Origin of the sequence: Pseudarthrobacter sp. S6, from assembly GCF_050156575.1 — a bacterium.
Lineage (GTDB): Bacteria > Actinomycetota > Actinomycetes > Actinomycetales > Micrococcaceae > Arthrobacter.
Window position 1 is genome coordinate 2,194,494 of the sequence record NZ_CP189581.1, and the last position, 13,220, is coordinate 2,207,713.

General features: G+C 66.4%; 11 protein-coding genes. 8 read left to right on the forward strand and 3 right to left on the reverse strand.

Going from position 1 to position 13,220, the window contains the following annotated elements; translation table 11 throughout:
• Window positions 1–13: 13 nt before the first annotated feature.
• Window positions 14–814, reverse strand: coding sequence for a peptidylprolyl isomerase (locus ACQCS0_RS10510; RefSeq protein ID WP_354154998.1), 801 nt, complete (start codon window positions 812–814; stop codon window positions 14–16).
• A 235-nt stretch (window positions 815–1,049) separates the two neighbouring features.
• Here ACQCS0_RS10510 and hisS point away from each other — a divergent pair, with 235 nt between their 5' ends.
• Window positions 1,050–2,435 (forward strand): histidine--tRNA ligase, encoded by a 1,386-nt coding sequence (gene hisS / locus ACQCS0_RS10515; protein WP_354154999.1) that lies wholly within the window; start codon window positions 1,050–1,052, stop codon window positions 2,433–2,435.
• Between the two features lie 23 nt (window positions 2,436–2,458).
• Here hisS and ACQCS0_RS10520 read toward each other — a convergent pair whose 3' ends face one another.
• Complete coding sequence (locus ACQCS0_RS10520; RefSeq protein ID WP_354155000.1) at window positions 2,459–3,715, reverse strand: APC family permease; 1,257 nt, start codon at window positions 3,713–3,715, stop codon at window positions 2,459–2,461.
• Window positions 3,716–3,824: 109 nt separating this feature from the next.
• On the opposite strand from ACQCS0_RS10520, the gene aspS reads away from it, so the two are divergent.
• Both aspS and ACQCS0_RS10530 read left to right on the forward strand, forming a co-directional pair.
• A complete protein-coding gene (gene aspS, locus ACQCS0_RS10525) occupies window positions 3,825–5,612 on the forward strand; it encodes an aspartate--tRNA ligase (RefSeq protein WP_354155001.1) in 1,788 nt (595 codons plus the stop codon).
• Window positions 5,613–5,681: 69 nt separating this feature from the next.
• A complete protein-coding gene (locus ACQCS0_RS10530; protein WP_354155002.1) occupies window positions 5,682–6,560 on the forward strand; it encodes a GNAT family N-acetyltransferase in 879 nt (292 codons plus the stop codon).
• Here the strand turns inward: ACQCS0_RS10530 and ACQCS0_RS10535 are convergent.
• Complete coding sequence (locus ACQCS0_RS10535) at window positions 6,557–7,267, reverse strand: acVLRF1 family peptidyl-tRNA hydrolase (protein ID WP_354155003.1); 711 nt, start codon at window positions 7,265–7,267, stop codon at window positions 6,557–6,559. The two genes, ACQCS0_RS10530 and ACQCS0_RS10535, sit on opposite strands and share 4 nt — an antisense overlap.
• A 75-nt stretch (window positions 7,268–7,342) precedes the next feature.
• On the opposite strand from ACQCS0_RS10535, the gene ACQCS0_RS10540 reads away from it, so the two are divergent.
• From ACQCS0_RS10540 to alaS, 5 genes are all read left to right on the forward strand, one after another.
• Window positions 7,343–8,743, forward strand: coding sequence for a replication-associated recombination protein A (locus tag ACQCS0_RS10540; RefSeq protein ID WP_354155004.1), 1,401 nt, complete (start codon window positions 7,343–7,345; stop codon window positions 8,741–8,743).
• A 264-nt stretch (window positions 8,744–9,007) separates the two neighbouring features.
• On the forward strand, window positions 9,008–9,634 hold the full coding sequence (gene rpsD / locus ACQCS0_RS10545) for a 30S ribosomal protein S4 (RefSeq protein WP_058932352.1): 627 nt from the start codon (window positions 9,008–9,010) through the stop codon (window positions 9,632–9,634).
• Between the two features lie 145 nt (window positions 9,635–9,779).
• Window positions 9,780–10,154 (forward strand): DUF948 domain-containing protein, encoded by a 375-nt coding sequence (locus tag ACQCS0_RS10550; RefSeq protein ID WP_354155005.1) that lies wholly within the window; start codon window positions 9,780–9,782, stop codon window positions 10,152–10,154.
• A 17-nt stretch (window positions 10,155–10,171) separates the two neighbouring features.
• Window positions 10,172–10,417: a DUF6167 family protein gene (locus ACQCS0_RS10555; protein WP_354155006.1), complete on the forward strand. Its 246-nt coding sequence runs from the start codon at window positions 10,172–10,174 to the stop codon at window positions 10,415–10,417.
• Window positions 10,418–10,535: 118 nt separating this feature from the next.
• Window positions 10,536–13,214: an alanine--tRNA ligase gene (gene alaS, locus ACQCS0_RS10560; protein WP_354155007.1), complete on the forward strand. Its 2,679-nt coding sequence runs from the start codon at window positions 10,536–10,538 to the stop codon at window positions 13,212–13,214.
• The last annotated feature ends 6 nt before the right edge of the window (window positions 13,215–13,220 follow it).

The following is a 13,220-nucleotide window of genomic DNA, read 5'->3' on the forward strand; positions in this document are numbered from 1 at the left end:
AAGGCCTGGCTTCCTACTTCAGAGAAACCGAGTCTATCGTGACTGGTTGCACAGGTGCTCCGTCTGACGCGCTGGAGCCAGGGGTGATTCCAGCGGCGGCAATGGCGTTCACTGCTTCCATTCCGGAGGTCACCTTGCCCACCACCGTATAGCCCCCGGCCGAGTCGGCGGGAATCACTGTGTCTTTGTAGACCATAAAGAACTGTTTGCCGTTGCCGTAGGCGTTGTCGCGGGACCGGGCTATGGCAATCGTGCCGGCAGGGTAGGTGTTGTCTGCCGGAGTGTTTTCGAGGGGTCCCCAGGTGTACCCGGGGTCAGCGGCAGCGGTGGCCCCACCGCACTGCAGGAGTCCGAAGGTTTCACCCGTGGTCAGCCGGTGGCACGCGCTGCCGTTGTAGAAGCCCTCGTCCGTCAGTGCTTTGAAGACCGCGGCAGCCTGGGGTGCCTTGGTACCGTCGATTTCGACGCCGAGCACGTTTCCGTTCAGTGCCATTTCACCAGTGAACACCTTGCCCGCGGCGGTGTCCGCGGCCGGGATGTTGGCGCCGTTCGTGGCGGGCGCGGAAGGCGCGGGGGAGTCCGTGGGGCTGGTCAGGCCGGCCGCAAGGGCCGCGTATTCGTCCTCCGTGGGGTTGCCGGCAAAGGCAGTCAGCTGGAGCACGACGGCGAGCAGGACGGCGGCGGTGCCGGCGCCGGCGGCGATGATGTTGTCACGCTTGCGCCGTTTTTCCTGGTCCCGCCGCAGCTCGCGCTTTGCCTCCATCTGCTGGATGCGCCGTTTGGCTTCGCGGGCGCTGCGTGAACTGGCCGCCACTGGTCCTCCTGTGTGTCGGGCCGCGTCCGGACAATATTGAATCCGAACGCGGGTGTCTGCCGGCCGCCCTCTGCGCTGCCGGCCGCTGTATTAGAGATGCCGGCGGATGACGCATAAACTGACTGCCGCACATAGTTTATGCATGAGTTGCCGGACTGCCGCCGTTCCCTGCCCGTTTCGGGTGGAATGCCGGGCAAAGTCCCAGGCACCCTTCATCAAGAGGAGAACATCCACCATGGCACGCACCGCCTCCCTGTCCGGATTCCCCGAGTGGCTTCCCGAGGAGCGGCTGGTGGAGCTGCACGTGTTGGACACCCTTCGCAAGGTTTTTGAGCTGCACGGCTTCGCGTCCATCGAGACGCGTGCCGTGGAGACCGTCGGCCAGCTCCTGCGAAAGGGTGAGATTGATAAAGAGGTCTACGGTCTCAGCCGCCTTCAGGACGACGAGGCCGATACCACCGACGCGGGGAAGGCCGGCAAATCGGACCCCAACGCCCTCGCGCTCCACTTCGACCTCACGGTGCCTTTTGCGCGGTACGTCGTCGAGAACGCGGGATACCTCGCGTTCCCGTTCCGGCGCTACCAGATCCAGAAAGTCTGGCGCGGGGAACGCCCGCAGGAAGGCCGGGCCCGCGAATTCACCCAGGCAGACATCGATGTTGTGGGCGACGGGGAGCTGCCGTTTCGCTATGACGTGGAGATTGCCCTGGTCATCGCGGAAGCCCTAAGCGCGCTGCCGATTCCGGACTTCCGCCTGCGGATCAACAACCGCAAGCTTGCCGAGGGCTTCTACCGCGGCATTGGCCTGGATGACACCGCCGGCGTGCTCCGCAGTATCGACAAGCTGGAAAAGATTGGCGCAACCAAGGTCGCAGAGCTGCTCAAGACCGAACTGGGCGCCTCCGATGAGCAGGCGCAGGCAGCGCTCAAGCTGGCAGGAATCCGCACCGAGGACACCTCGTTTGTGGCCCAGGTCCGGGCACTCGGCGTGACGAATGACCTCCTCGAGGAGGGCCTGAATGAACTGGAACAGGTGATCGCAGCCGCCGTGCAGCGCGCGCCGGGCAAGGTCATTGCCGATCTCAGCATCGCCCGCGGCCTGGACTACTACACCGGCACGGTGGTGGAGACGGTCCTGGTGGGCCACGAACAGCTCGGTTCCATCTGCTCCGGTGGCCGCTATGACGCGTTGGCGAGCAAGGGCAACCGCAAGTTCCCAGGCGTCGGCCTCTCCATCGGTGTGACCCGGCTGGTGTCGCGCATCTTGAGCCAGGACCTGGCCAAGGCCTCACGGTCGGTCCCCACCGCAGTGCTGGTGGCGCTCACCACTGACGATGGCTGGGGTGCAGCGCAGGACGTCGCCGCCCAGCTCCGCAGCCGGGGCATTGCCACGGAAGTGGCTGCCAAGGCGGAGAAATTCGGCAAGCAGATCAAATTCGCGGACCGCCGCGGCATCCCGTTCGTCTGGTTCACCGACGACGACGGCAGGCACCAGGTCAAGGACATCCGATCCGGTGCGCAGGCCGACGCCGATCCCGCAACCTGGATACCGCCGTCGGAAGACCTTAACGTCCAGGTCACAACAGCCCAGGTGCCAGCGGCGGCAGCCCAGCCGGCCTGACCGGCCCGGTCTGGCGTTGCCGGCTAGCGGCGCAGCCGAAGCACCACGAACCGGCCGGCCGCTCCTGCGGCCAGGACAGCGGCCATCCCCAGCACTGAGGCGGGCGGCAACGTGAACGCCAGCAACAGGCAGCTGATGAAGCCCGCCACATTGAGCCACCGTGGGCCGTGGGCCGGATGCTCCTCCAGGGTGTACGCCGCGGCGTTGGTCACCGCGTAGTAGATGAGCACGCCGAAGCTGGAGAACCCCACCACCGTCATCACGTCAGTGGTCAGGATCAGGAGAATCACGACGGCGGCCACCGCGAATTCTGCCACGAACGGCACCGCGTGCCGGCCGCCCACCCGTGCCAGGGGCGCCGGCAGATCGCGTTCCCGCGCCATGGCCAGGGTGGTGCGGCCCACGCCGGTGACGAGGGCCAGCAACGCGCCCAGGCAGGCCGCTGCCGCGCCGGCCTGGACGACCGGCGCGCCGGCGGCCAACTGCGAATTAACCACTGCGTCCAGCAGCGGGGCCGAAGTGGCGGCCAGCCGGCCTTCGGTCAAGTGGTTTTGGAGCAGCAGCGCCAACGCCAGGTAGATAACGAAGGCGCCGGCGAGGGCCGATAGGATCGCGCGCGGAATGGTCCTGGCCGGGTTCTTGACTTCCTCGCCCAGGGTGGCGATGCGCGCATAGCCGGCGAAGGCGAAGAACATCAGGCCGGCGGCCGGCAGCACGCCACTCAAGCCAGCGGCAGCTCCGCCGTCGGCCGTCCCGCCTGTTGAAAAGCCGGACGGATGCGGCCCGACGATCGCGGCAACGGCAACGAACACCAGCGTGGCCAGGACAACGCACAACAGGATCCTGGTCAGCAGCGCTGTGCGGGTAATCCCAAACAGGTTCACAGCGGTCAGCGCCACGACCGCAGCGATGGCCACCGGCACTGCATAGCCCGGTGAGACATAGTGGCCGACGGTGAGGGCCATGGCGGCGCAGGAGGCCGTTTTGCCGCTGACAAATCCCCAGCCGGCCAGGAAACCAGGCCATTCCCCCAAACGTCTGCGTCCGTATACGTACGTTCCGCCGCTCGCCGGATACCGGGCGGCTAACTCCGCGGAAGCCACCGCGTTGCAGTAGGCAACGGCACCCGCGATCAGGACGGAGAGGACCAGGAATTGTCCGGCCAGTCCCGCGGCCGGGGCGAAGACCACAAAAACGCCGGCCCCGAGCATGGAGCCGAGGCCGATGGACGTGGCGTCAAACACGCCAAGCCTCCGTTGCAGCTGCTGGTGTTCGGACATGGGGTAGGCGGGCCTTTCCAGCGGGTAAACTCAGACGGGATTGTTCCCGGAACGATCCTATGCAGTTTTTTCTTTTGTTTTCCTGCTGTCGTCTTCAGAAAGGCGTGCTGTGCTGCGCACACATGACCTCGGATCCCTTCGCTCCGAGCACATTGGACAAACCGTAACCCTGGCCGGCTGGGTGGGCCGCCGTCGTGATCACGGTGGTGTTGCATTCGTGGATCTGCGCGATGCGTCCGGCGTGGCCCAGGTTGTGGTTCGTGAGGAAGAGGTCTTCCACAGCCTGCGCAACGAGTACGTCCTGCAGATCACCGGCACCGTCTCCCAGCGCCCCGAGGGCAACGAGAACCCCGCCCTGGCCACCGGCGCCATCGAGGTCATGGCGGACAAGGTGGTTATCCTCAACACCTCCGATCCGCTGCCGTTCCAGATCGATGAGCACGTGGAGGTCGGTGAGGAAGCCCGCCTGAAGCACCGCTACCTTGACCTGCGCCGCCCCGGCCCCGCCCGCAACCTCCGGCTGCGCTCCGAAGCCAACCGGATTGCCCGCGAACTGCTCCACCAGGACGGTTACGTCGAAATCGAAACCCCCACGCTGACGCGTTCGACGCCGGAAGGCGCCCGCGACTTCGTGGTCCCCGCCCGCCTGGCGCCGGGTTCCTGGTACGCGCTGCCGCAGTCCCCGCAGCTTTTCAAGCAGCTCCTGCAGGTGGGTGGCTTCGAGAAGTACTACCAGATCGCGCGCTGCTACCGCGACGAGGACTTCCGCGCCGACCGCCAGCCCGAATTCACCCAACTGGACATCGAAGCCAGTTTCGTGGACCAGGACGACATCATTGCCCTGGGCGAAAACATCGTCAAGGCGCTGTGGAAGCTGATCGACGTCGAGATCCCCACGCCCATCCAGCGCATCACGTACGCAGATGCCATGGCGCGCTATGGCTCGGACAAGCCCGATCTCCGCTTCGGCGTGGAACTGACTGAGCTCACCGAATTCTTCAAGGACACCGGCTTCGGCGTCTTCAAGGCCTCGTATGTCGGCGCCGTGGTGATGCCCGGCGGCGCTTCCCAGCCGCGACGCACCCTGGACGGCTGGCAGGAATTCGCCAAGCAGCGCGGCCACAAGGGCCTGGCATACGTCCTCTTCAAGGAAGACGGCGAACTGGCTGGCCCGGTTGCCAAGAACCTGAACGACACCGAGCGTGCAGGCCTCGCCGACGCTGTGGGCGCCAAGCCGGGCGACTGCATCTTCTTCGCCGCAGGTGAGAAGTCAGCGGCGCGCGCCCTCCTGGGTGCTGCGCGCGTGGAGATCGGCCACCGTACCGGCCTGATCGATCCCGGCGCCTGGGCCTTCTGCTGGGTGGTTGACGCCCCCATGTTCGAACCGGCCGCCGCAGCGGTGGCGTCCGGCGATGTGGCTGTTGGTGCCGGAAAGTGGACGGCCGTCCACCACGCCTTCACCTCGCCCAAGCCTGAGTTCATGGACACGTTCGACAAGGATCCGGAATCGGCCCTGTCCTACGCCTACGACATTGTTTGCAACGGCAACGAAATCGGTGGCGGCTCAATCCGTATCCACGAGCGCGACGTCCAGGAACGCGTCTTCGAACTGATGGGGCTGGACAAGGCAGACGCCCAGACCAAGTTCGGCTTCCTGCTCGAAGGCTTCAAATTCGGCGCCCCTCCGCACGGCGGCATCGCGTTCGGCTGGGACCGCGTGGTTGCACTGCTGGCAGGCGTGGAGTCCATCCGCGACGTCATCGCTTTCCCGAAGACCGGCAACGGCTACGACCCGCTGACGCAGGCACCCGCGCCGATCACGGCGCAGCAGCGCAAGGAAGCCGGCGTGGACTTCAAGCCCCAGGCGAAAACGGAAGAGCCCGAAAAGGCCGAGTAACCTGGACACCGCAGTCGAGAGGCTCCCCGGGAAACCGGGGGGCCTTTCGCATTGGAAGAGTGGTACATCATGACAGTTTCACGTCCTGCACCAGCCCTTGCCCTGCCCGGGTTTGAGGCGCTGATGGACGCCGCCTGGCCGGCCCCGGACCGTGAGGAATCCGGCGGCTGGGTGCTTCGGGCAGCCTCCGGCGTGACCCAGCGGGCCAACTCGGTCTGGCTGCGCGAGCCGGATCGCGACACCGGCCGGCAGCACGAGGCCTTGCACGCGGCGCGGCTCTGGTACCGCCGCAGGCGCCTGCCGTTGATTTTCCAGGTCTTCGATGATCCCCGCTCCGCCGGACTGAATACCGTCCTCGACGGGGAAGGCTTCACCCGGCAGTCCGAAACACTGGTGATGTGCCGGCGCAACGGCGCGAACGGAGCGGACCAACCTGCGGTTCGACCATCGGTGACCCACCCTGCGGTTCGACCATCGGTGACCCACCCTGCGGTGGCCGATTCCGGCGTCGAGATCTCCACGGTCCCCAGCGATGAGTGGATCGAGCTGTGGTGGAGCGTGGATGGCCGCGGCGGCCCGGCCGAGCGCGAGACCGCACGCGGCATCCTGGCAGGCTGCCCGTCGCTCTATGCCCTGGTGAGGTCCGACGACGGTGTTCCCGCCGCCGTCGGCCGGCTCGCTGTCCCTCCCACCGGGGAGGCAGGAGGCAGTTGGGGCGGGCTGTACAGCATGGCCACCCGCCCGGACGCCCGGCGACGCGGCCATGCCCTGCGGATCATGCAGGCACTCCTGCATGAAGGCCACACGCGCAACCTGGCCCGCTACTGGCTGCTGGTCACCGAAGCGAACTCCGGAGCCCAGCAGCTCTACGCCAAGGCGGGATTCCAGGAAGCCGGCCGCTACCTTTACCGGCAGGAACGGCCCACGCGGCATCTGACCGGCTGCTAAGGGGCCCGGAGATTCTGATTGCTCGCCGGGTTGTTCGCAGGCGCGTCCGCTACCTGGATCCGGACGGCGCAGACATCCGCGGCGGCCTTCCTCAGCACCGAGCCGTTGGGATCGGGCACATCCAGGAAGTCCAGCCGCGGGACTGAGGCATAGGGCCTCAGGGCCGGGTGATCCATGACCAGCCCAGCAAGGGTCCTGTCCCCGCCGGGAGCAAGATACTCGAGTGGCTGGCCGTCGAAGACCGCTGCTGCGTGCGCTGCCACTTTCTCCACCAGCTCATCCGCCTGGTTGGCCCGGCGGCGTGCGAACCGCTGCTGGGACTGGCCACCGGCCGCGCTGCGGGACTGGACGTAGCGTGTGCCCGTCTTGGACGCGAGCAGGATACCTTCCCTGGCCACGGCCGCCGCGTAGCCGCCGCGCCGCACGAGCACCAGTCCGGCCGTCCGGGGCTGGGCGGCGACGGAGGCCAGGCGCTCCAGCAGATCGGCGCCCCGTCCCGGCCTTCCGTCCGGTGGCCAGGGCGCCTGGAGCAAGGCGGTGGTGCCGTCGTCCGCCACCAGCCGCACGCCGTCGTCGTCATCGCTGATCCGGAAGCCGCCGTGCGCGGCACCGAAGCGGTCCGCCCATCCCGCCAGGCGTTCGCCGGACACAAACGCGGTCCTGACGGACCCCGTACGGCCGGCGCCGGGGGTGCTGCGTGCGCTCATGGCGGGATCCCTTAGGTGGCGGGCGGAAAATGGCGGGCGGAAATGGGGCGGTGAACTAATGAGTAGCCTATCTATGTGGATGATCTCTTCGCCCAAGGGCATGGCAATGACGACGACGACAGTGACGAACCGCCGTCGTCCGGCCGTACCGCCGCGCCGCGCAGTCCTTTGGCCGTCCGGATGCGGCCACGCACGCTCGATGACGTGGTCGGCCAGCAGCACCTGCTGGGGCAGGGATCGCCGTTGCGGCAACTGGCGGCCGGCACCGACGCCCTGGGCCCCGCAGGCCCCAGCTCCCTGATCCTCTGGGGACCTCCCGGGACCGGGAAAACCACCCTGGCCCATGTGATCGCCAAGGGCAAGGGGCGGAAGTTCGTGGAGTTGTCGGCCATCACGGCGGGCGTCAAGGACGTTCGGCGGGTCATGGACGAAGCCCTCACAGCGCGGGATCTGTACAAAACCACCACGGTGCTTTTCCTCGACGAGATCCACCGCTTCAACAAGGCACAGCAGGATGCCCTGCTGCCCGGCGTGGAGAACCGCTGGGTGGTGCTCGTGGCGGCAACCACCGAAAACCCGTCCTTTTCGGTGGTTTCGCCGCTGCTGTCCCGTTCCCTCCTGCTCACCCTGAAACCACTGACGGAGGCGGACATCGAAGGGCTCCTGCAACGCGCCGTGTCCGACGATCGCGGCCTGAACGGGAAAGTGGAGCTCAGCTCCGAGGCCCTGGCCCACCTCGTCAGGCTCGCCGGCGGCGATGCGCGCCGTGCATTGACGGCACTAGAAGCCGCGGCGGGAGTGGCATTCGGGGATGCGGACGACGCAGGTGCCGACTCGCTGGTCACCGTCGAGCTCAAGCACACCGAACGTGCCCTGGATGTGGCCGCCGTGCGGTATGACCGCGCCGGGGACCAGCACTATGACGTCGCCAGCGCCTTCATCAAATCCGTCCGCGGGTCCGACGTGGACGCCGCACTGCACTACCTCGCCAGGATGCTGGAGGCTGGAGAGGACCCGAGGTTCATCGCCCGCCGCATCGTGATTTCGGCGGCGGAGGACGTGGGAATGGCGGACCCCACGGCGCTGCAGACGGCCGTTGCCGCCGCCCAGGCGGTGCAGCTGATCGGCATGCCCGAAGGGCGGATCGTCCTGGCCGAGGCCGTGGTGCACCTGGCCACCGCGCCGAAATCCAATGCCGCATATATGGGAATCAACAAGGCCGTCGCGGATGTCCGTGCCGGCCTGGGCAACGGGATCCCGGCGCACCTGCGTGATGCGCACTACCCGGGCTCCAAGCAGCTGGGCCACGGGCTCGGCTACAAGTACGCCCACGATGCCCCCCATTCGGTGGCCAGCCAGCAGTACCCGCCGGATGACCTGGTGGGACGCGACTACTACGAGCCGACCGGCAACGGTGCGGAACGGGACATTGCCGTGCGCCTCGAACGGCTGCGGAAGATCATCCGCGGCACCTGACCGGCGCCGGCCGTGGAGGGACCCGGGCAGTGATGCCCCGGGAGTCATGCGGGGAGCGGCGGCCGGAGTGTGGGATTGCAGTCGAATCCTGCTAAGATTGTTCGTTGTCTGGCAAGGCGCGGACGCAATCTCCCCATCCTTCAGTATTTTGTGCTGTTTCGTTGGGGTAGCCCTGTGCCCAGTAGCAAAAGGCAGCGGTTGGCCGATGCTCTCCATTATGGAGGCCAGTAACACTGACACACCGCAGATATTGGAAGGACACAAGTGGCTAACAACACTCGTGCTCGCCGTACAGCACGCCTCTCGCGTGCACTCGGCATTGCTCTGACCCCCAAGGCCGCCAAGTACATGGAGCGCCGCCCGTACGGCCCCGGTGAGCATGGCCGTGCCCGCAAGAAGCAGGACTCCGACTACGCCGTACGTCTGCGCGAAAAGCAGCGTCTGCGCGCCCAGTACGGCATCCGCGAAGCCCAGATGACCCGCGCCTTCGAAGAAGCCCGCCGCACCAAGGGCCTGACCGGTGAAAACCTGATCGAACTGCTCGAAATGCGTCTTGACGCCCTCGTGCTGCGTGCCGGCTTCGCCCGCACCATCGCCCAGGCCCGCCAGCTCGTTGTGCACCGCCACATCATGGTTGACGGCATCCGCGTTGACCGCCCGTCCTTCCGCGTCAGCGAAGGCCAGCTTGTCCACGTGCACACCCGCAGCGAAACCATGGTTCCGCTCCAGGTTGCAGCAGCCGGCGCACACCGCGACGTCCTGCCCCAGGTTCCGGCCTACCTGGACGTCAAGCTTGACGCCCTGCAGGCCCGCCTGGTCCGTCGCCCGAAGCGCTCCGAGGTTCCCGTAACCTGCGAAGAGCAGCTCGTCGTCGAATTCTACGCACGCTAAATCCCAGCAGCGTATCCAAAGAAGCCCGTGGCAAGCGCCACGGGCTTCTTTGTATGTAAGGTACTTGGGGGACATCTGCGGAACGCATCAAGGCAGCGTGCGCGGAGGTAAAAAATCCACGTCAGTTTCAAGGAGTTGAACGTCTATGTCTGGTGGCGATATTGCCGGCTTGATCGCGGCCGGGGTGTTCGCACTCCTGGTGCTGCTGCTCGCCGTACCCATCCTGAAGCTCGGCAGTGTGCTGGAAGAAATACGGACGTCCATCCGGTCCCTCAGCGATGGCGCGACGCCCCTGATGGACGAAGTCACCGCGACGGTCTCCACCACCAACCAGCAGCTCAAAAAAGTGGATGGCATCGCCTCCAACGTTTCGGATGCTTCGGCAAACCTTTCGGCGCTGTCATCACTCGTTGCAGCGACCGTAGGTTCACCGCTGATCAAAGTGTCGGCTTTCAGCTACGGCGTGCGCTCGGCCCTCGCCAACCGCAAGAAGCCCGCCCCCGGCCGCCGTAGCCGCTAAGCCACCGGAGAACTGAAATGAAACGATTTGTCTGGATGGGAATCGGCGTGGCTATCGGTGTCATCGCTTTCCGCAAGATCAGCGAAGCCCAGTCCAACGTGGGGCCAGAAGGCCTGAACCGCGCCGTGGGCCGGCTGGCCGACGGCGTGTACGACTTCGCCGATGCCGTGCGTGCCGGAATGCACGAACGCGAGACGGACCTCCGGGCCGCCCTCGGGATCGACTCCCCGGCCGTCCCATCGCGGGATGCAGCCCGCCGCTGAACGCACGGGAAAAACGCGCGAGAATTAAACCAGCAGCCGCCGCTTGCCGGCACTGCCGTCTGAATCAATAAGTCATGCGTGGCACACGCGTGAACCGAGAAGGGTATGTAATCAGCTCATGAAGTCGCAGGAGATCACAAAGCGCTGGGTGGACTTTTTTGTCAGCAAAGGGCACACCGCGGTTCCCTCCGCCTCGCTGGTCTCCAGCGACCCCTCCCTCCTGTTCACCGTGGCCGGCATGGTCCCGTTCATCCCTTACCTGACTGCCCGTGAAGAGGCCCCTTTCGACCGGGCCGCCAGCGTTCAGAAGTGCATCCGCACCGGCGACATCGAAGAGGTGGGCAAAACCGCCCGCCACGGCACCTTCTTCCAGATGTGCGGCAACTTCTCCTTCGGCGATTACTTCAAGGAAGACGCGATCAAGTACGCCTGGGAGCTGCTCACCAAGAGCGTGGACGACGGCGGCTACGGCCTTCCGCCGGAACTGCTGTGGGTGACGGTTTACGAAGAGGACGACGAAGCCAAGGAGCTGTGGCTGACACACACCGGCGTTCCGTCCGAGCGCATCCAGCGCATGGGCAAGGCCGACAACTACTGGCACACCGGCCAGCCGGGCCCGGCAGGCCCCTGCTCGGAGATCTACTACGACCGGGGCCCTGCCTACGGCGTCGAGGGCGGTCCCATCGCCGACGAAAACCGCTACGTTGAAATCTGGAACCTGGTGTTCATGCAGTACCAGATCGACAACGTCCGCTCCAAGGACGACTTCGACGTCGTCGGCGAGCTGCCCAAAAAGAACATCGACACCGGCCTCGGCATGGAGCGCCTTGCGATGATCCTGCAGGGCGTCGAGAACATGTACGAGACCGACCAGGTCCGGCCTGTGATCGACAGGGCCGCCGAGCTGTCCGGCCGGGAGTACACCTCGGCCGAAACACCCGAGGATCCGCACCACACGGACGACGTCCGCATGCGCGTTGTGGGTGACCACATCCGTTCGGCCCTGATGCTGATCGCCGACGGCGTGACCCCGTCCAACGAGGGCCGCGGCTACGTCCTGCGCCGCCTGATCCGCCGCGCCGTGCGTTCCATGCGCCTGCTCGGCGTCGAAAAAGCGTGCCTGCCGGACCTGCTCCCCGCCTCACGCGATGCCATGAAGGGCGTCTACCCCATCGTGGCGACCGATTTTGACCGCATCAGCCGGATCGCCTATGCCGAAGAGCGGGCCTTCCTGCGCACCATCGCTTCAGGTACCGCACGCCTCGAAGACGCCGTGACGGAGTCCAAGGCCGCCGGCACGCCGCTGTCCGGCGCTGACGCCTTCGCCCTGCACGACACCTATGGCTTCCCCATCGACCTCACGCTGGAGATGGCAGAGGAAGCCGGTCTCAAGGTCGATGAGCCGGAATTCCGACGCCTCATGCTCGAGCAGCGCCACCGTGCCCAGGCCGATGCCAAGGGCAAAAAGGGCGGCCACGCCGATCTCAGCGCCTTCCAGGAGTTGCTGGCGCAGGGCGAGACTGTTTTCACCGGTTACACGGAGCTGGATGGCGAGTCCCGGGTCCGGGGCATCCTCAGCCGCGGCCAGAACGTGGGGCACGCCGCCACCGGCGACGAGATTGAACTCGTCCTGGCGGAGACCCCGTTCTACGCTGAGGCAGGCGGCCAGTCGGCTGACACCGGCCTCATCACCGGTGAGGGATTCGTCGTCGAAGTCCTGGACGTCCAACGCCCCATCAAGGGGCTGAGCGTCCACAAGGCAGTCGTCCGCGAAGGCGAGATCGGCTCCGACTCCCTGGTCCGCGCAGCCGTGGACCGCGAGCGGCGCCACGCGGCCGAGCAGGCCCACACCGGTACGCACATTGTGCACGCCGCCCTGCACCAGGTCCTCGGCCCCGAAGCAACCCAGCGCGGTTCCTACAACAAGGCCGGCTACCTGCGCTTCGACTTCGCCTGGGGCGAAGGCCTCAGCACCGCCGCGCGTTCGGAAATAGAGGAAGTCTCCAACCTCGCCATCCGCAACAACTTCCGCGTGGAGACCAAGGTCATGGGCCTGGCAGAGGCCAAGGCGCTGGGCGCCATGGCGCTCTTCGGCGAAAACTACGGCAGTGAAGTCCGTGTTGTGGAGATCGACGGCGCGTGGTCCCGGGAACTCTGCGGCGGCACGCACGTGGCAAACACGTCGCTGATCGGCAGCCTGTCGTTGCTCGGCGAGCAGTCAGTCGGTTCAGGCAACCGCCGGGTTGAGGCTTTCGTGGGCATGGATGCGTTCCGCCATCTGGCCGCTGAGCGCGCCCTGGTGACTGAACTGACCGAGATGCTCAAAGTGCCGTCCGGCCAGCTCGCCGACAGGATCGCCAGCACGCTGATCAAGCTCAAGGCCACGGAGAAGGAACTCGAGCGCCTGCGTAAGGAACAAATCGCCGCGGCGGCCGGAAACCTCGTGGGTACAGCACGGGACGCAGCCGGCATCCGGGTCATCGCACACGACGCCGGCCAGATCGGCGGGGCAGACGACATCCGCAACCTCGCCCTCGACCTGCGCAACCGCCTCGGTTCGGGAGCCTCCACCGTGGCAGTGGCCGGTGTCAGCAATGACCGGCCCATGATTCTTGTGGCCACCAACGAGGCAGCCCGGGAAGCCGGTGTGAAGGCCGGTGCCCTGGTCCGGATCGCGGCCGGAATCCTCGGCGGCGGTGGCGGCGGCAAGGACGACGTTGCCCAGGGTGGCGGCACGGACGCCGCCAAGATCGCACCGGCGCTGGCCGCCGTTGTGGACGCCATCTCCCGGCGCTAGGGAAAC

Coding starts and splice junctions, on each gene's coding strand:
- hisS (WP_354154999.1), top strand. CDS start 1,050: ATGGCACGCACCGCCTCCCTGTCCGGATTCCCCGAGTGGCTTCCCGAG.
- ACQCS0_RS10550 (WP_354155005.1), top strand. CDS start 9,780: ATGTCTGGTGGCGATATTGCCGGCTTGATCGCGGCCGGGGTGTTCGCA.
- ACQCS0_RS10535 (WP_354155003.1), bottom strand. CDS start 7,267: ATGAGCGCACGCAGCACCCCCGGCGCCGGCCGTACGGGGTCCGTCAGG.
- ACQCS0_RS10555 (WP_354155006.1), top strand. CDS start 10,172: ATGAAACGATTTGTCTGGATGGGAATCGGCGTGGCTATCGGTGTCATC.
- ACQCS0_RS10520 (WP_354155000.1), bottom strand. CDS start 3,715: ATGTCCGAACACCAGCAGCTGCAACGGAGGCTTGGCGTGTTTGACGCC.
- ACQCS0_RS10530 (WP_354155002.1), top strand. CDS start 5,682: ATGACAGTTTCACGTCCTGCACCAGCCCTTGCCCTGCCCGGGTTTGAG.
- alaS (WP_354155007.1), top strand. CDS start 10,536: ATGAAGTCGCAGGAGATCACAAAGCGCTGGGTGGACTTTTTTGTCAGC.